The sequence below is a fragment of the Sphingorhabdus sp. genome (assembly GCF_046292425.1).
Taxonomy (GTDB): Bacteria; Pseudomonadota; Alphaproteobacteria; order Sphingomonadales; family Sphingomonadaceae; genus Sphingorhabdus_B.
In genome coordinates, this window is record NZ_JBKBQV010000061.1 from 1 (window position 1) to 16,056 (window position 16,056).

The 16,056-nt window shown below is 55.8% G+C and carries 18 protein-coding genes; 16 read left to right on the top strand and 2 right to left on the bottom strand.

The genetic code is table 11. The annotated features are described in order from the left end of the window. From ACK4S7_RS11375 to ACK4S7_RS11440, 14 genes are all read left to right on the top strand, one after another. Positions 1 to 797: phage major capsid protein (locus ACK4S7_RS11375; RefSeq protein ID WP_409646870.1), on the top strand; the 797-nt coding region annotated here is incomplete at its 5' end. A 145-nt stretch (positions 798 to 942) separates the two neighbouring features. Then, positions 943 to 1,482 (top strand): head-tail connector protein, encoded by a 540-nt coding sequence (locus tag ACK4S7_RS11380; RefSeq protein ID WP_409646872.1) that lies wholly within the window; start codon positions 943 to 945, stop codon positions 1,480 to 1,482. Beyond that, positions 1,479 to 1,805 carry a phage head closure protein gene (locus tag ACK4S7_RS11385; protein WP_409646874.1) on the top strand — a complete coding sequence of 109 codons (327 nt, stop codon included), beginning with the start codon at positions 1,479 to 1,481 and terminating at the stop codon, positions 1,803 to 1,805. Before ACK4S7_RS11380 ends, ACK4S7_RS11385 begins: the two co-directional genes overlap by 4 nt. Beyond that, positions 1,802 to 1,999: a hypothetical protein gene (locus tag ACK4S7_RS11390; RefSeq protein ID WP_409646876.1), complete on the top strand. Its 198-nt coding sequence runs from the start codon at positions 1,802 to 1,804 to the stop codon at positions 1,997 to 1,999. Before ACK4S7_RS11385 ends, ACK4S7_RS11390 begins: the two co-directional genes overlap by 4 nt. Beyond that, entirely contained in the window at positions 1,996 to 2,394 is a 399-nt protein-coding gene (locus tag ACK4S7_RS11395; protein ID WP_409646877.1) for a DUF3168 domain-containing protein, read from the top strand. Before ACK4S7_RS11390 ends, ACK4S7_RS11395 begins: the two co-directional genes overlap by 4 nt. A 54-nt stretch (positions 2,395 to 2,448) precedes the next feature. After that, complete coding sequence (locus ACK4S7_RS11400; RefSeq protein ID WP_409646879.1) at positions 2,449 to 2,856, top strand: phage tail tube protein; 408 nt, start codon at positions 2,449 to 2,451, stop codon at positions 2,854 to 2,856. Then, a complete protein-coding gene (locus ACK4S7_RS11405) occupies positions 2,853 to 3,167 on the top strand; it encodes a gene transfer agent family protein (protein WP_409646880.1) in 315 nt (104 codons plus the stop codon). The genes ACK4S7_RS11400 and ACK4S7_RS11405 overlap by 4 nt, the downstream gene beginning before the upstream one ends. Then, positions 3,164 to 3,355: a phage tail assembly chaperone gene (locus ACK4S7_RS11410; protein ID WP_409646882.1), complete on the top strand. Its 192-nt coding sequence runs from the start codon at positions 3,164 to 3,166 to the stop codon at positions 3,353 to 3,355. The genes ACK4S7_RS11405 and ACK4S7_RS11410 overlap by 4 nt, the downstream gene beginning before the upstream one ends. 13 nt (positions 3,356 to 3,368) lie before the next feature. Beyond that, complete coding sequence (locus ACK4S7_RS11415) at positions 3,369 to 3,941, top strand: tail tape measure protein (RefSeq protein ID WP_409646893.1); 573 nt, start codon at positions 3,369 to 3,371, stop codon at positions 3,939 to 3,941. 3 nt (positions 3,942 to 3,944) lie between these two features. Next, positions 3,945 to 6,269, top strand: a complete 2,325-nt coding sequence (locus tag ACK4S7_RS11420) for a DUF2460 domain-containing protein (RefSeq protein ID WP_409646883.1) — start codon at positions 3,945 to 3,947, stop codon at positions 6,267 to 6,269. Next, positions 6,269 to 7,090 (top strand): DUF2163 domain-containing protein, encoded by an 822-nt coding sequence (locus ACK4S7_RS11425; protein ID WP_409646884.1) that lies wholly within the window; start codon positions 6,269 to 6,271, stop codon positions 7,088 to 7,090. The genes ACK4S7_RS11420 and ACK4S7_RS11425 overlap by 1 nt, the downstream gene beginning before the upstream one ends. Continuing rightward, the gene (locus ACK4S7_RS11430) at positions 7,080 to 7,514 is read left to right on the top strand and encodes a peptidoglycan endopeptidase (RefSeq protein ID WP_409646885.1); all 435 of its coding nucleotides are present in this window, start codon (positions 7,080 to 7,082) and stop codon (positions 7,512 to 7,514) included. Before ACK4S7_RS11425 ends, ACK4S7_RS11430 begins: the two co-directional genes overlap by 11 nt. Before the next feature lies 1 nt (position 7,515). Continuing rightward, entirely contained in the window at positions 7,516 to 8,928 is a 1,413-nt protein-coding gene (locus ACK4S7_RS11435) for a DUF2793 domain-containing protein (protein ID WP_409646887.1), read from the top strand. 160 nt (positions 8,929 to 9,088) lie between these two features. Further along, positions 9,089 to 10,204 (top strand): OmpA family protein, encoded by a 1,116-nt coding sequence (locus tag ACK4S7_RS11440; RefSeq protein ID WP_409646888.1) that lies wholly within the window; start codon positions 9,089 to 9,091, stop codon positions 10,202 to 10,204. Positions 10,205 to 10,297: 93 nt separating this feature from the next. On the opposite strand, the gene ACK4S7_RS11445 is transcribed toward ACK4S7_RS11440, so the two are convergent. Both ACK4S7_RS11445 and ACK4S7_RS11450 read right to left on the bottom strand, forming a co-directional pair. Further along, the gene (locus tag ACK4S7_RS11445) at positions 10,298 to 13,057 is read right to left on the bottom strand and encodes a [protein-PII] uridylyltransferase (protein WP_409646890.1); all 2,760 of its coding nucleotides are present in this window, start codon (positions 13,055 to 13,057) and stop codon (positions 10,298 to 10,300) included. 37 nt (positions 13,058 to 13,094) lie between these two features. Further along, positions 13,095 to 14,792 (bottom strand): class I adenylate-forming enzyme family protein, encoded by a 1,698-nt coding sequence (locus ACK4S7_RS11450; protein WP_409646891.1) that lies wholly within the window; start codon positions 14,790 to 14,792, stop codon positions 13,095 to 13,097. Between the two features lie 75 nt (positions 14,793 to 14,867). Here ACK4S7_RS11450 and lgt point away from each other — a divergent pair, with 75 nt between their 5' ends. Together lgt and ACK4S7_RS11460 are read left to right on the top strand one after the other, a co-directional pair. Then, positions 14,868 to 15,734, top strand: coding sequence for a prolipoprotein diacylglyceryl transferase (lgt, locus tag ACK4S7_RS11455; RefSeq protein WP_409646892.1), 867 nt, complete (start codon positions 14,868 to 14,870; stop codon positions 15,732 to 15,734). A 70-nt stretch (positions 15,735 to 15,804) separates the two neighbouring features. Then, positions 15,805 to 16,056 (top strand): SAM-dependent methyltransferase (locus ACK4S7_RS11460; protein ID WP_409646894.1); only part of this gene is annotated, 252 nt, incomplete at its 3' end.

Below are 16,056 nucleotides of genomic sequence, written 5' to 3' on the forward strand. Positions count from 1 at the left end.
CGAGCGTCGTGCGTGTCGGGTCAGCGGGGTATCGCAAGCTGGTGACGCAAAATGGTGTAACGTCCGGCTGGGCATCAGAAACGGCAACACGCCCAGAAACAGCAACGCCGACCTTTAACGAAATCGTCCCGAGTTTTGGTGAGCTTTATGCGAACCCCGCAGCGACGCAAGCGATGCTGGATGATGCCGCGTTCGATGTGGAGGCCTGGCTTGCCGATGAAATCGCGACCGAATTCGCCAAGGCGGAGGGTGCGGCTTTTATCAATGGCAATGGCACCAATCGCCCACGCGGATTCCTGACGGCGCCCAATGCCACGACGAGTGATGCGACGCGGCCCTTTGGCACGCTGCAATATGTTCCGACTGGGGTGGCTGGCGGCTTTGCGGCGACCAATCCGCAGGATAAATTGGTCGAGCTGGTGCATGCACTGCGCGCGCCATATCGGCAGGGGGCGAGTTGGGTGATGAATGCGTCGACCTTGTCAGTCATCCGCCGTTTCAAGACAAGCGACGGGGCGTTCATCTGGCAGCCGGGGCTTGCAGCAGGACAGCCCGATACGTTGATGGGCTATCCGGTGGTCGAGGCCGAGGACATGCCCGATATTGCGGCGAACAGCCTGTCGATTGCTTTTGGCAATTTCAAGGCGGGCTATCTCATTGCCGAGCGGAGCGAGACCAACATCCTGCGCGATCCGTATTCCAACAAGCCTTATGTGCATTTCTACGCGACCAAGCGGCTTGGCGGCGCCTTGATTAATTCCGCAGCGATCAAGCTGATGAAGTTTTCACTGACATAGAATGCGTGCCTCTGCCCTTCCGTAGCGTGGGGCAGAAGCGCTTGGTTATATTAAATTCCAAACATAACCGTTAAGGTTAAATACTAATCATTATGCGACGCACGTACTTCGATGCCGTGATCGCCACATCCCAAAGGAAATGCATATGCTGAGCGTTGAACCGCTCGGCCTCGACAGTGTCATGCTGGCCGAGGTCCGGACCTATTTGCGTGTCGATGACGACATGGATGACGATGTACTGGCAAGCTGTGCCGTCGCAGCCGTTGCGCATGCCGAGCAGTTCACACAGAAGGTTCTCATCCGGCGCGCTGCGCAAGAGATTGTCACCGCTGGTTCCGGCTGGCAAATTTTACAGGCAACGCCCGTTCAGTCGGTCATCGGCGTGACTGCCATTCCCGCCGAGGGGGCGACCTTTCCTATGCCGGCATCGGCATGGGAAGCAAAAACCAGTTCGCGCGGGGAAGTGTATTTCCGTGTTTTGCAACCGGGTATTGCAGGTCGTGTTGCCGTGTCGGTTGTTGCAGGACAAGCCGCCGACTGGGCAAGGCTGCCCGAATCCCTGCGACTAGGTTTGCTTAGGCTGACGGGGCATTTTTACAGCAACAGAGATTCGGCTGATGATGCGGGACCACCTGCCGCTGCGCTCGCTTTGCTGCTTCCGTTTCGGCGGATGCAGATCGCATGAGCGGCGAATTTGCTGGCGCGCTGCGCGAACGAGTCGTCATCGAAACACGGATGGGTACGCGTGACAGCCGGGCGGGTGCGGTCGGAAGCTATCGTTATGACGGGCAGGTATGGGCAGCGGTATCGCCGTTGATGCCATCCGATCTCACGCGCGCTGATGCCTTGTCAGCGATGCCGCGATGGCGCGTGACGATACGCAAACGTGAAGGCTTGGGCCTTGGTACAAGGCTGACCTGGCGGGGCAAATATCTCGCGGTGCGCGCAGCCCTGAGTGATCCACAAACGCCCGCGCAGATGCAACTCACCTGCGAGGAAGTGCGATGAACACCGATCGTATGAACGCCAGAGCAGGCGTCTTGGCTGAGCGCCGCGCGGAGCAACTACGCGACCAGTTGATGGCCACGGACTTGGCGACAGGCGTGCGCATCGAACGCAGCGACGGGGGTGTGACCCTGATCGGCAGAAACCTGCGCCGCCGGATGCTTGATGACGCCAGATTAAGGAATTTTGGACGATGAGTGACGCAAATCAGGTCTTCCAAGCCGCTGCCGTGGCCGCGCTTTCGGCGCACCCGGTGTTAAAGGCCGAGCTGTCCGGCATTTACGACGGCCCGCCGCCGCGCGCAGCCTTTCCTTATGTGGCTGTCACCGATGGTCTGACGACCGACTGGAGCACCAAAACCAAGCAGGGCCGGGAAATCCGCTTGGCGCTGACGGTGTGGGATGATGGTGACGCTGCAACGCGTTTGGCTGACCTTATGGGCCATGTCGACGACGCCGTCATGGCGATCCCGCGGGACCTGCCCGGTTGGCGCATCGCGAGCCTGACGTTCCTGCGGTCAATCGTCGTGCGCGATCCGGCTGGGCCATGGGCCGGGTTGGTGGAGCATCGCGTTAGACTGCTAGCGGTCTGAACCTACAGTAATTTTCTCCGCCGACGTGCGGAATTTCTCGAAAGGAAAATGCAAATGCCTGCAGAAAAAGGGAGCGCCTTCCTGCTGAAGGTCGGCGATGGCAGCGCCACGCCTATTTACACAACGGTCGCTGGCCTTCGCACCACGCAATTGTCGATCAATGGTGACCCGGTTGTTATCACCCACAAGGGTAGCGGCGCCTGGCGCGAGTTGCTTTCGGGCGCCGGCGTGCGCTCGGTTTCGGTGTCGGGTGCTGGCGTCTTCACAGGCTCGATCGCCGAAACCCGGCTTAAGAACAACGCGCTCTCAGGTCTGCTTGATGACTATGAATTAAGCTTTGAAAGCGGGGAAAGGTTGCGCGGGAAATTTCTGGTCGCGCGTCTCGATTATTCTGGCGATTTCAACGGCGAGCGGTCGTACACGCTGGCGCTGGAAAGTAGTGGACAGGTCGCGTCATTATGAGGCGGCCAGCAAATAAGATGCGTGGCGAAGCGTCACTGTCGATTGAAGATGGAACGTTTGTACTTCGCCCAAGCTTTGCGGCGCTGGTCGCGGCAGAGGACGAGCTTGGACCATTATTCGCGCTTGTTGAGCGTGCGGCAGCGGGCGATCTGAAGCTGTCCGAGCTGGTGGCGTTGTTCTGGCACTGTCATGTGGACGTTGGCGCCGGGTTAACGCGCGCAGAATTTAGCGAAAGCGTCGCCAAGGCGGGTCTTTCGGCCACGACGCCTGCGCTCAAGATCCTCCTTGGTCAGATATTAAGTGGTCGATGACCTTTGGTGAAGCCGCAGGCAAGCTAGCAGCCCAAGCCGTGTTGATACTTGGCTGGCGGCCGGATGATTTCTGGAACGCTACGCCCGCCGAACTGCTGGGGATATTGCAGGCGATCACGAGTGACGGGGAAACGCCGCCAGACCAGGAAGCCATTTACAAACTGATGAAGCGGTTTCCAGACGATTGATCGGAGAAGCATGATGGATGAAGAAATTGATCGGCTCGTTGTGTCGGTGCGGGCCGATACACGGGCCTTTGCCAATGACGTGGCAGTGATGCGCGCAGAACTGGATGGTCCTTTTGCCGATGGACTGGAACGCGCCGGGTCCGCGCTCGAACGTGGTCTGGCGAACGCCATTCAACGTGGCAAATTCGGCTTTGAAGATTTGCGCCGGGTGGCGTTGTCCGTTCTGTCGGAGATCGCAACTGCCGCCATTCGTTCGGGTATGAATGGAACGGGCGGCGGTGCAGGAGGCGCTGGCGGTTTGCTGGGGGCACTGGGTTCGTTGCTTGGCGGCGCTTTGGGCGCGCCGGGCCGGGCAACCGGCGGACCAGTCTCGCCGGGTCGAGCCTATCGCGTCGGTGAGAGGGGCCCTGAGCTTTTTGTACCCACGAGCAGCGGGCGAATTGAGAACACTTCTGCATCGGGGCCAACGACACATGTACGAATGACGATTAACGTGTCCGACGTACGAGGCACTGCGCCTGCTGCGCTTGAGCGATCCTCACGTCATGTTGCGCGCGCAGTCCGTCAAGCCCTGGCGCGGGATTAAGCCATGGCATATTGGTTGTGCGGCAAACGACGGGAGCAAAAATCTTCGCCGGTCATGCGGTTCGATCCACGCTTTTGGACCGTAAACTTCCCGCGGCCGATGATGGCCTCCGTGGTGTCAACCGGGCCAGAATCCTTTCGCGCAGAGGCAGTGTTCTATCGCAGCAATGATCTGGCGGGGTTGATCTGGGACAGCGCCGATGATTGGGACCACCCGTTGCTGACCTATGAGACCAACCGCGACTATCGACGATTGACGTTAAGCTTCCGTTGGCAGTCAAAGGGTATCATGCCGCTGGATGCGGTCAACGGCCCGACATTGACCATCTCAGGCCGTGACGCTGCGGGGGTATCAAAAAGCTGGTATGTCCGGCTTTGGAATTATGCGGTCGGTACGCCCGAAGATGCACAGATCGTGCTGGATTTCAGCGACCTCGATGGCGGGTTCCTGTTGCCACAGGAAGGCGATCCTGTGTTCGCCGGCGATATCGACCGGATGTTCCTTTCGCTCGTTCCGCCCACTTATACTGGCCAACCCGGCAGTCTCGCAGTTGCCGCCAAGGGCTGGGTCGAGTTGGCCGAAATCCGGTGTGATGGTGCGGGCGTGATGTTAAATACCGGCGACGTGCTGGTCCCCGAACATGATCTTAAAATGGCGACTGGATATGATGACGCTTATAACCAAACGCCAGCGCGACTGTTGCGGCAAATCCAAGCCTTGGGTTATCGCGGGACGATAAACCATTATGTCGGCATGAGTCATTATTTCGAGCTCGAGCCATTGGGTGATGCGCATTATGTCAGCTTGTCGAACAGTGCGCTAAACGCACCTTGCACTGCATGGCACCGCAGCTTTGCTGCACAGGCCAGAGCGCTCGGCTACGACCTGATTTTCTCTTTAAGCTACGAACTGTTTGACGCCCATAGCTGGAATGACTGGAAACAAAGGGCAGCAAATGGCGAGCCAGCATTGACGGGTTGGGACCCGCCCTCCACATTATTATCGCCGGCACATTCGGGGGCGATGAACTATTTGAAGGCCGTGGCGCGGGCTTTTGCGGCGATTTTGAGAGACGCCGGACTGCCGGTTAAATTCCAGGTTGGCGAGCCATGGTGGTGGATCATGCCTGATGGCCGGATTTGCCTTTATGACGCGGCTGCCGCTGCGTCATTTGGGCCGCTGTCGGTGGACATTTCGAGCATTAAGGGGCCAAAGACGACAGCGCAAAAGGCGATGCTGGATCGTGCAGGTCAATTGCTAGCTGCGTCTACAGCCTCAATTTGCGATGCTGTGCGGCAAGAGGCGGGGAGCGCGGGTGCGCAAACCTTCCTGCTTGTCTATCTGCCCACGGTACTGGATGCCGATGCACCCGAGGCGATGCGAGCGAATGTGCCGCTTGGTTGGGTCAAGCCTGCTTTCGACGTGCTTCAACTTGAAGATTATGACTGGGTCACTTCCGGCAATCATGGCGCGACCCGCCGTGCGGTTCCGTTGATGGCCACGCGTCTTGGTTATCCAGTCGCAGAGCAGCATTATTTAACGGGATTTGTCCTGCGGCCCGAAGAAAAGGCGCAGTGGGCCGAAATTGAATTCGCTGCTGCGCAAAGCCGCGCACGCGGCACGGCGGAAACCTATGTCTGGGCACTGCCGCAAGTCGCCCGCGATGGTTTTACACATTTTGAGATCGGACAAGAGGGGGATGCGATGCAGGAATTCGAAGATGTGCTTTTTCCACTGCACATCGGTCGAGAAGCCGAGGTCACGGCGGAGTTTTCGACAAATATTGTCACCACGCTTTCGGGCCACGAACGCCGCAACAGCAGTTGGGGTAATGCACGGCTAAGCTATGATGTGGGTCCAGGTGTCCGGTCCGAAACCGAGTTGGGGCAGTTGCTTTCATTCTTTCGCGCCAGGCGCGGTCCAGCGGTCGGGTTCCGCTTTTCAGACCCGTTCGACAACAGCTCGAACGGCATGTCGGGCAATCCGAATATGTTGAACCAGAGGCTTGGTGTGGGTGATGCAGTCCAAACAGCCTTTCCTTTATTGAAAACCTATGGCGCTAACGGACAAATACGCCGGATAACCCGGCCAGTTGCGGCAACAGTAATTGTGGCAGTCAACGGCCTGACTGCAGCGGGTTGGTCACTTGCGCCCGGCGGCGTGATATATTTCAGGACCGCGCCGGCAATTGGTGCTGTCATAACCGCTGGCTATCGTTTCGACGTTCCTGTCCGTTTTGCTTCAGACCGCATCGATGTGGCGCGGGCGACCTTCGGGGCGGGTGAAATACCAAGCGTTCCTTTGGTCGAAATTCGGGAAGCATTCTAATGGACGCGGGGATGGAGGGCGCTCTGACAACCATAGTCTATGGGTGGCGACTGGAGCGGGCGGACGGGGTTACTTTGGGCTTTACCTCACATGACGCCGATATACTGCATGATGGAATTATGCTTCGTTCCAGTCCCGGCTTGCAACCAACCACGGTGATTCAGAGCGCCGGTCTGGATAAGGACGGGTTGGAGGTGTCGGGTGCGCTGACATCGGATTCCATCTGCGCGGATGACCTGGCGGTGGGGCGTTGGGATGGAGCGTATCTTGAAATTTTCCTGTTTGACTGGACGACGCCGTCCAGTGGGAAGCGGGTGCTGGCAACCGGTGAGTTGGGACAGGTGTCCTATACCGATGACACTTTTGAAGCCGAGCTTATAGGCCCACAAGCACAGCTCGACAGGGCGGTCGCTCCGCAGACATCTCCGTCCTGCCGCGCGCACTTCTGCGATGCGGCTTGCGGCCTCAATCGCGAACGGTTTCGGCATCTGGCAGAGGTTTCGGGCGTTGATGACAATCGGATATCGGTCACGCCGCGGTCACTTATTCCAGACGGGCATCTGGCCTATGGCGAGTTGCGCTGGCTTTCCGGCGCCAATTGCGGCCTGACCACCAGAATTGCGGATAACGCGGATTCCGACATTCTGCTGCTTCGAGCGCCCTTACGAAGCGCAGACATTGGCGATATGGTCGAATTGACGGAAGGGTGCGACAAGCTAATGTCCACCTGTGCTGCCCGATTTGGTAACGGAATCAATTTTCGTGGCGAGCCGTATTTGCCCGGAAATGATCTCCTCACCCGATATCCCGGTGCCAATTAGGATCGAAGCCCCGCGCACGCAAGATCAAGCCAATATTGCGGCATGTGCAGTGACATTATTGGGTGCTCCCTTTCAGCTGTATGGCCGTTCGGTCCAGACCGGACTTGATTGCGTTGGCGTCGCGGCGTGCTGTCTCTGCGCGGTCGGCGATCAATTTGACGCGCCTACAAATTATAGCATTCGGGGCAGTTTCGAGGAACGTGCCCAAGCTTTTTTCGCTGCCGGCGGCTTTGATAAAGTGCGTGACCCGTCGTTGGTTGCCGGTGACCTGTTGCTGCTTCGTCCCGGACACCGGCAGATCCATTTTGCAGTGCTGACAATGCAGGGTGCCGTCCATGCCCATATGGGTTTGGCTCGCGTCGTGCTGACCCCGCTACCGCTGCCGTACCCCGAAATTGCTCGTTGGCGCTTTAAAGGAGACTGATATGGCAACCCTTGTCTTAACAGCCGTCGGTTCGGCCCTTGGCGGACCCATAGGAGGCGCTATTGGCGCCGCACTCGGGCAGCAAGTTGATGGTGCATTGTTCGGCCCCGCAGCACGGCAGGGAAGCCGTCTGAAAGAACTGGCCGTCCAGACATCAAGTTACGGCACGCAGATACCGGGCATATTTGGAGCAATGCGGGTGGCCGGTACAGTGATCTGGTCTACAGATTTGATTGAACAGCGCACAAAAACGGGTGGAGGTAAGGGTCGCCCAGCGACCGTGAATTACAGTTATCGCGCCAGTTTGGGTATCGCGCTGTCGAGTAAGCCAGTGGCGCGCATTGGCAGGATTTGGGCCGATGGTAATTTAATCCGGGGTGTGAATGGCGATCTGAAAGTCGATGTGCGGATGCGCGTTTACAATGGTCATGAAAATCAACAACCCGACCCGCTGCTGGCGTCGGCCGAGGGGCCCGGCAAATGCCCGGCGCATCGGGGTATCGCTTACGTTGTGTTTGAAGATCTACAGCTCGCTGAATTCGGCAATCGCATACCGTCGTTCAGTTTCGAGGTTTTCGAGCGCGACGGCCCCTTGACGCTGCCGTCGTTTCTTGCAGCCGTCGCGGATAGCGATATCTCGGCCGAAAGCACGATCGAGCTTGGTGGCTTTGCTGCCACCGGTGCCAGCGTGAGAGACGCGATCTCTCCGATTTTGGGTGCGTGTCCCGTTGAATTGGTTGTTCAGGAACAGCAGCTTGTCATCCGCGATGTTACAGCAAGGCAAAACGCGCCGCATCACATCGTTATCGCTGTCGCTGAAAATGGGCGTGCACTTGAGAGGCCCAAGCACATATTACCGCCAGCCGGGCATATTCCGCGCGCCATTTCGCTACGATATTATGATGCAGAACGGGACTATCAGGCAGGTATCCAGCAAAGCGGCTTTGAACAGGCCGGGCGCGGCGAAATACGTTTTGAACTTCCTGCGGTGCTCAGCGCGACAGCGGCCAAATGCATCGTTGAGGCAAAAGACAGCGATGTTCGATATGCGCGGGACTATTGGACGGGATCGCACATGGTGGTCGAAGATGCGTTATCCGCGCCACCTGTGCCAACCGATCATGATGTCGGCAAGTGCTGGCTGATCACTGGCGCCGCGACTGGCCAGTGGGAAGCCAAGTCCGGCCAGATTGCCGTCTGGGTTGGAGGCAGTTGGAGATTTGTAATCCCGCAGGAGGGCATGTGCGTCCGGAACAGGTCGGCCCACTGTTATAACTTTCACCTGAGGGGCCAATGGATGGACGCACCTGTGACGCCCAATCCCACAGGCGGAAATGTTGTTGATGTTGAAGCGCGGTCAGCCATCGATGCGATTTTGCACTATTTCAGGTTGATAGGCATAATAGCAACATGAGCAGAGAAGCTAGGAAAAGGCAGCCAAATTTATCACCAACTGTCAAAAATGGCGACATTTTGGCAACAGTATAGATACATAGCGACTTGCATCGCGGGAACAGAATCGATAGACCTGCGTTCTCGAATTTCCGTTCCTAAGATAGAAAAGGGGAAAGTTGATGCGTAAGTTAGCCATAAGTTTGGCGCTCGCTTCTACTGCTCTGGCATCACCGGCTTTGGCCCGCGACGACCAGTGGTACGTTGGAGTTGATGGCGGTGTCATGATAGTAGAAGACCTGAGTTTGGATATTGGCGCACTGAATGATGCTGCGTCAGTTGACACAGACAAGGGTTTTGATTTCGGTGGCGTCGTTGGTTATGATTTTGGCGGTTTCCGTCTTGAATCAGAAGTATCGTATCGTCAGGCTGACGTAACTGGTTTCAATAGCCAGACTGCACAGATCACTAGCGGTCCAACAACTGGCTTGGCTCGTGCCGGCTCGTATGATGTTGCTGGTGACGCAAGTGCATTGAGCTTCATGGTCAATGGACTGCTCGATTTCGGTGACGATGATGGCATTCAAGGCTTCGTCGGCGGCGGTGTTGGTGTTGCACGTGTAGACGTACAGACAATTCTTGGAGCACCTTCGTTCCTTGATGACTCCGACACAGGTTTTGCATGGCAGGCACTTGCTGGCGTTCGCGCGCCATTGAGCGATAACTGGGATGTTGGTCTGAAGTATCGTTTCTTCAACGCAGACAAGGTCAGCCTGGTTGACCGTCTTGGCCGCAGCATAGATACTCGCTTCCGTTCGCACAGCCTGATGGGTAGCCTGATTTATAACTTCGGCGGAGCACCAGCACCAGTCGAAGTGGCTGCACCCCCACCACCACCACCTTATGTGGCTCCACCACCCCCGCCACCACCGCCACCTGCGCCGGTTTGCAACACGGGTCCTTATATCGTATTCTTCGATTGGGATAAGTCGAACTTGCGTCCTGATGCGGCTTCGGTTCTGGATAATGCCGTTGCGCAATATTCAAATTGTGGCAATGCCCGGGTTATGCTTGCAGGTCACGCCGACAAGTCCGGTAGCGCACGTTACAACGTTGGTCTTTCGCAACGTCGTAACGCAACTGTGCGTTCGTACCTTGAGTCCAAGGGTGTTTCTGGTGGCGCGATCACCACTGAAGCATTCGGTGAAACTGCACCACTGGTTCAGACAGCAGATGGTGAGCGTGAACCGCAAAACCGTCGCGTTGAAGTTACCTACGGTCCAGGTTCGGGAATGTAATTCCGAAACCGATCATAAGTTAAAAAAAGGCTGGTCGAAAGACCGGCCTTTTTTTTCGTGCGTGTGGTTCAGTGACCTACAGTTAACACGGGATTATGCAGCAGCTTTTGCCTTGGTACGGGCAGTTACCGTGGCGGCCTCCAACAGCCTTGCCTCCAGTGCTTTAAGCTTATTCTTGTTCTCGATTTTTGCACCGAACAAATCTGTCACGTAAAAGGTGTCGACAGCGCGCTCACCGTAGGTGGCAATATGTGCGCTATGCAAAGTGACTTTTGATTCAAACAGGGCAAGCGCCAGATTGTTCAGCAGCGCGGGGCGATCAAGCGCGTTGACTTCGATAACGGTGAACCGATTCGACGCCTGATTATCAATGAGAACGGATGGCGCAATCTTGAACGCGTCGGCGCGGCGGAGCGCCTTTGGCTTAGCGTTCAACTGTGTCATCAACCTGGCGCGGTTGGTCAAAGCCTCCTCGATATTTCGCTTCAGCCTATTTAACTGGCCTTGCTCCTGAAATGGTCGTCCTAGAGGATCCTGGATCAGGAAGTTATCGACGGCCATGCCGTCGCTACTGGTATGAATCCGCGCGTCAATAATGTTTCCGCCGGCCAAATGGATGGCGCCTGCTATCCGATAGAAAAGTCCCGGGTGATCCGCCGCAAAAACGGTAACGAGTGTGGCGCCGCGTTCAGGGTAGAAACACGCATCAATGGCAAGTTCTGTGCCTTCGTTTTTCAAGAGATGCCGGGCGTTGCGCTCGATAATGTCATCGGGCTCGGCGATCCAGTATGCATCAGGGAGAATTTTCGCAAGTGATGTGAATTTATCAGCGGGCAACCGCAAGGCGGACTCCAGTTGCGCTTTTTTCGATGCGATCCGTTCGTCCCGCCCGCGCTGCTTGTGCCCAAGCCGAAGCACTTCTTCAGTTGCCTCATATAGGTCCGACAGCAATTGCCGTTTCCAGCTATTCCAAACACCCGGACCTACGGCGCGAATGTCCACAACCGTAAGTACGAGCAAGAGCTTCAGTCGTTCAGGCGATTGAACGGCCTGAGCGAAATCGAGGATTGTTTTGAAGTCTGCCAGGTCCCGTTTGAAGGCGGTGGCGGACATCAGCAAATGATAACGAACCAACCATGCTACGGTTTCCGTCTCGGCCGGGGAAAGGCCAAGGCGCGGACATAGATTCTGTGCCACTTCCGCCCCTAGCACGCTGTGGTCACCGCCGCGTCCTTTGGCAATGTCGTGCAACAACGTTGCAACAAACAATACGCGCTGACTGACAATTTGGCGGACAATTGCGGTCGATAGCGGATGATCCTGCTTTAATTTTCCGCGGCCAATCTCTGCGAGCAAACCTATTGCGCGGATGGAATGTTCGTCGACGGTATAATGATGATACATGTCGAACTGCATTTGTGCGACAACACGCCGAAAGTCCGGAATGAAACGTCCAAAAATAGTGGATTCGTTCATCCAGCGTAAAACGGTCTCGGGATCGCGGGGAGAGGTAAGGATATCCAGGAAGAGCGCATTGGCTCTCGGATCGCGGCGCACCGTTTTGTCCACGAGACGCGCGTCCCTTTGCGCTGCACGCATTGCGAGGGGATGGATCTCCAGTTCATGCAAATCTGCCAAATGGAATATCTCCAGCAACCGAACGGGATCACGAGTGAAAAATCCATCATCAGGTAGAGCCAACCGACCCCTGTCCAACTGAAAGCCATTCAGCTTACGTGGCTTGCGATTAAAACTGGGGACAAATCTGCGGCCCTTTTTGGCCATTGATTCATCGAGATGAGCCAGAAACAGTCCGGTGACGTCCCCTACCGTTTTTGCGTTCAGAAAATAATAATGCATGAATCGCTCGACGGCCGAACGCCCCGGGCGATCAGCAAACTGCATCAGTTCGGCAACCTCGCGTTGCAGATCAAAGGTAAGCCTTTCTTCCGCACGACCAGTGATATTGTGCATGTGGCAGCGAACCGCCCACAAGAAATTTTCCGCCTTTTTAAAACGGTTATACTCGTCGGCCGTTAGCAGACCTACATCCACAAGCTGGGAGGCCGTCGAGACCTTGTGGATGTATTTGCCAATCCAGTACAGCGTGTGAAGATCTCTCAAACCGCCCTTGCCGTCCTTGATATTAGGCTCCACCACATATCGGCTGTCGCCCATTCGGCGATGCCGATCATCACGCTCGACCATTTTTAACCGGACGAAGTCAGGCGCTGTATTGGCAACCACTTCTTTCCAGAAACGTAAGGATGCCTCTTCGTAAACACCCCGGTCCCCCCATACAAACCGGCTTTCCAAAAGCGCTGTGCGAATGGTCAAATCTTCTTGCGCCATTTTCACGGTCTCGTCGAGAGACCTGCTGGACTGGCCAACTTTCAAGCCAAGGTCCCACAACAAGTAGAGAACAGCTTCTACCACCTGTTCGGTCCACGAACTGCGCTTGTAAGGTGTCACAAAAGCGATATCGACGTCGCTGTGCGGTGCCATCTCGCCCCGGCCATAGCCCCCGACAGCTAACACCGCTATTCGCTCGGAGGCAGAACGGTTTGCTGCGGGATAGGCGTGGACTGTCACATAATCGTAAATCAGCCGAACGATCTGGTCGATAAGAAAGGCCTGCTCGGCCGAGGCGCGATAGCCCTGTGACGGCTGCTCACCCAAGCGGCGTTTGATCTCCGCGCGACCGCTGGCCAGCGCTGTCTGGAGAAGCTCGAGGACGCGGGGACGTCGCACATGCGCCCCATGTTCCCGCACTATTCCTTCGATCTTTTCGGCAAGCGCGCTCCTGTCGATAATATCGCGCTGCTTGATAATGCGTTCCGCTGATGATGCCATAGGGCGACCCTAGTCGCGAATAGGCATCATGTCAGCCTCAAGCAGATATTTTGGCATTATATTCGCGGCGGAGCGTCACCCTGTCGATCTTCTGCGTTCCCAGGCGCGGCAGCGGTTCAGCTACTTGCCAGAAATGTGCAGGAATTTTGAAAGGTGCAAGACGCGGAGCCAAAAATGCCTTTAATTCCTCTTCCGTAAGAGTTACGCCATCCTTGGTCTGGTAAACAATGCCCGGAACCTCTCCGTATTTGTCGTCAGCGATGCCGAACACGGACAATTCAACGATTGAGTCATGCTCATATGCTGCGGCTTCAACTTCGGGGCAGCTAATGTTTTCACCGCCCCGAATGATTATGTCCTTTTTGCGGTCGACTATGAAAAGATAACCGTCTTCGTCGAGATAGCCTATATCGCCCGTCCGGAAAAACCCATCACTGGTGAACGCATCTCGCGTTGCGTCCTCATTGTTCCAATATCCATTGAAATTGGCGATTGTGCGAATGCCTACTTCACCGCGTTCGCCTTGTGGTAAAACATTGCCGTCATCATCAAGCATTTGAACTTCGACGAGCGGTTTAGTGGCCGGACCAGTGCTGGTGGGCTTTTCGAGATAGTTGTCGGTGAAATTCCCGCAACCGACGCCATTTGTTTCGGTCAGGCCATAACCAAGCAAGGGGTACCCCCAGCTCATTTCCTTGCGAATTTTTTTAACATGTTCAACGGGGCGAGGTGCGCCGCCCGCTGCAAAGGCCGTGCAGCTGGTAAGGTCATATTTGTGCCGTGCAGGGTGGGTCGCAAGTTCAATGCTCATTAACGGAACGCCGACAAAATAAGTGATGCGTTCCTTTTCAATAATCCTCATTGCCTCTTCGGCATCCCATTTGGGCATTAACACCAGCTTGCGTCCAATGGCGAAGCTTTGCAGCACCAACGGGATGGACGCTGTGACATGGAACAATGGTACGTTGACAAGCGCGGATGGTTGCGCAGGCATTGATTGGCCGCTAGCGGACAAAAGCTCGAAGAAAACAAGAGTCTGCCCCACATAGCTCATTGCGCCTTGGACGACGGCGCGGTGGTCCGAAACAGCGCCCTTGGACTGACCAGTTGACCCCGATGTGTATAAAATGGTCGCGTTATCAAGTGGATCAATTGTTGGAAGCTGCGTCGTTGTCCCTCCGCCCTTAGCGGTTAAACATGATAAACCATCGAGTGGCAGCGCGTCATGGTTTATAATGAGAAGTTCACAACTGCCTAAGTCATGACCGGCTATTCTGGCCGCGCGCTGCTCGTCTGCGAGCACGAAACGGCAACCGACCATCCGAATGCCTTCTGCAAGCTCCCCACCTTGCCACCATCCATTGAGAAGAGTCGCAACACCCCCCGCCATGACGATTGCCATATACGCGATTATCCAATTGGCCGAATTGCGCGCAGCAATGCCTACCCGTTCGCCCTTTTGCAATTGGTGGCCTTCGACAAGCCCGCCCGCAAGCGTGCGGGCTGCGGCATAGGTTTCTGCAAAACTCAGTCGGATGTCGCCGTCGACCAAAAATTCCTTTTGAGCATGGGTAGCACAAAAATAGGCGAAATAATCCGCCATATTGCCCGGCGCTTTGGCGAAAACTGGCAGTTCAACACCATATTTCTCGGCGTGTGTAATCGCCAACGGGCCATCATCGGCCATCAAACGGTTAATTGTGGCATCGATTGCAAGGTCCAATTGGGACGGCATATGATTCTCTCCTAAACTCTTTGTGCACCTTCTATTTCGCTCTATAGGAATGTCAAAATATCCTGAGGAAATATTGTGTCATTCGAGATTATCGCGTCCGCCGCTGGCTATATTCAGTTTACCGATCTTGGGGTCGGACCAGTTGCACTGGATTTGGGCTTCTTCCAGATCCGTTGGTATTCGTTGGGATATCTGGCTGGCATATTGCTGGGCTACTGGCTGTTGCTAAAGCTTCTTGCGCGTCCGGGGGCGCCGATGTCACGCGAACATGCCGATGACATGATACTTTACGCCACCTTGGGTATTATACTTGGTGGTCGGATTGGTTATATCTTATTCTACCAGCCATCCATTTTGCAAAACCCCGTCGATATTTTGAAACTCTGGGAAGGCGGCATGTCGTTGCATGGCGGTGCGCTTGGTACCATATTTGCGATCTGGCTTTTGGCGCGCAAGTATAAGCTCTCTTTCCTGCGGGTTTGCGATTATGTCGCTTGCACTATCCCGTTCGGCCTGTTCCTTGTCCGTCTTGCCAACTTTGTGAATGACGAACTTTGGGGGCGGGTGACTGATGTTCCATGGGCTATTGTCTTTCCCAATGGAGGTGATCTCCCGCGTCACCCAAGCCAGCTCTACGAGGCTGTGCTCGAAGGTCTGTTGATGGCCGCAATTCTTTGGCCGTTATTTTGGAAAACCGATGCGCGATATAAACCCGGTTTTCTGTTCGGCATGGCAGCGATTATCTATGGCGTTGCCCGTTTCACGGTCGAGTTTTTCCGGGAACCAGACCAGCAACTTCAGTGGCTTGTCGAGGCAAGCGGCCTGAGCATGGGTCAATGGCTGACTATTCCTATGATCCTCGTTGGTCTATTTCTCGTGTTTACGGCAGGTGCCCGCCGACAGCGCGTTGAACCCATTGCCGGCAGTAACAGTGTCGCCTGACGCCGAGCAAACTACGCTACGCCTGGCGCAGCTGATTGAGACATCCGGCCCCATAAGCGTTGCGGAGTATATGCGGGTGGCAAACACCGCATATTATGGCCGCGCAGATCCATTAGGCGCCGCCGGTGATTTCATTACCGCGCCTGAAATTAGCCAGATGTTCGGTGAAATGGTGGGAATTTGGCTGAGCGACTTGTGGCTGCGCCACGGCAGCCCGTCCAGGTGTCATTATGTCGAGTTGGGTCCCGGTCGCGGCACGTTAGCAGCCGACGCGCTCAGAACGATGAACCGCTTTGGTTGGGAGCCGTCAGTTCATTTTGTT

Excerpts from the sequence above, each read along its gene's own strand:
- ACK4S7_RS11395 (WP_409646877.1), top strand. The coding sequence starts at position 1,996 with ATGAGTGACGCAAATCAGGTCTTCCAAGCCGCTGCCGTGGCCGCGCTT.
- ACK4S7_RS11440 (WP_409646888.1), top strand. The coding sequence starts at position 9,089 with ATGCGTAAGTTAGCCATAAGTTTGGCGCTCGCTTCTACTGCTCTGGCA.
- ACK4S7_RS11415 (WP_409646893.1), top strand. The coding sequence starts at position 3,369 with ATGGATGAAGAAATTGATCGGCTCGTTGTGTCGGTGCGGGCCGATACA.
- ACK4S7_RS11445 (WP_409646890.1), bottom strand. The coding sequence starts at position 13,057 with ATGGCATCATCAGCGGAACGCATTATCAAGCAGCGCGATATTATCGAC.
- ACK4S7_RS11410 (WP_409646882.1), top strand. The coding sequence starts at position 3,164 with ATGACCTTTGGTGAAGCCGCAGGCAAGCTAGCAGCCCAAGCCGTGTTG.
- ACK4S7_RS11450 (WP_409646891.1), bottom strand. The coding sequence starts at position 14,792 with ATGCCGTCCCAATTGGACCTTGCAATCGATGCCACAATTAACCGTTTG.
- ACK4S7_RS11420 (WP_409646883.1), top strand. The coding sequence starts at position 3,945 with ATGGCATATTGGTTGTGCGGCAAACGACGGGAGCAAAAATCTTCGCCG.
- ACK4S7_RS11435 (WP_409646887.1), top strand. The coding sequence starts at position 7,516 with ATGGCAACCCTTGTCTTAACAGCCGTCGGTTCGGCCCTTGGCGGACCC.
- ACK4S7_RS11400 (WP_409646879.1), top strand. The coding sequence starts at position 2,449 with ATGCCTGCAGAAAAAGGGAGCGCCTTCCTGCTGAAGGTCGGCGATGGC.
- ACK4S7_RS11385 (WP_409646874.1), top strand. The coding sequence starts at position 1,479 with ATGAGCGGCGAATTTGCTGGCGCGCTGCGCGAACGAGTCGTCATCGAA.
- ACK4S7_RS11380 (WP_409646872.1), top strand. The coding sequence starts at position 943 with ATGCTGAGCGTTGAACCGCTCGGCCTCGACAGTGTCATGCTGGCCGAG.
- ACK4S7_RS11405 (WP_409646880.1), top strand. The coding sequence starts at position 2,853 with ATGAGGCGGCCAGCAAATAAGATGCGTGGCGAAGCGTCACTGTCGATT.
- ACK4S7_RS11425 (WP_409646884.1), top strand. The coding sequence starts at position 6,269 with ATGGACGCGGGGATGGAGGGCGCTCTGACAACCATAGTCTATGGGTGG.
- ACK4S7_RS11390 (WP_409646876.1), top strand. The coding sequence starts at position 1,802 with ATGAACACCGATCGTATGAACGCCAGAGCAGGCGTCTTGGCTGAGCGC.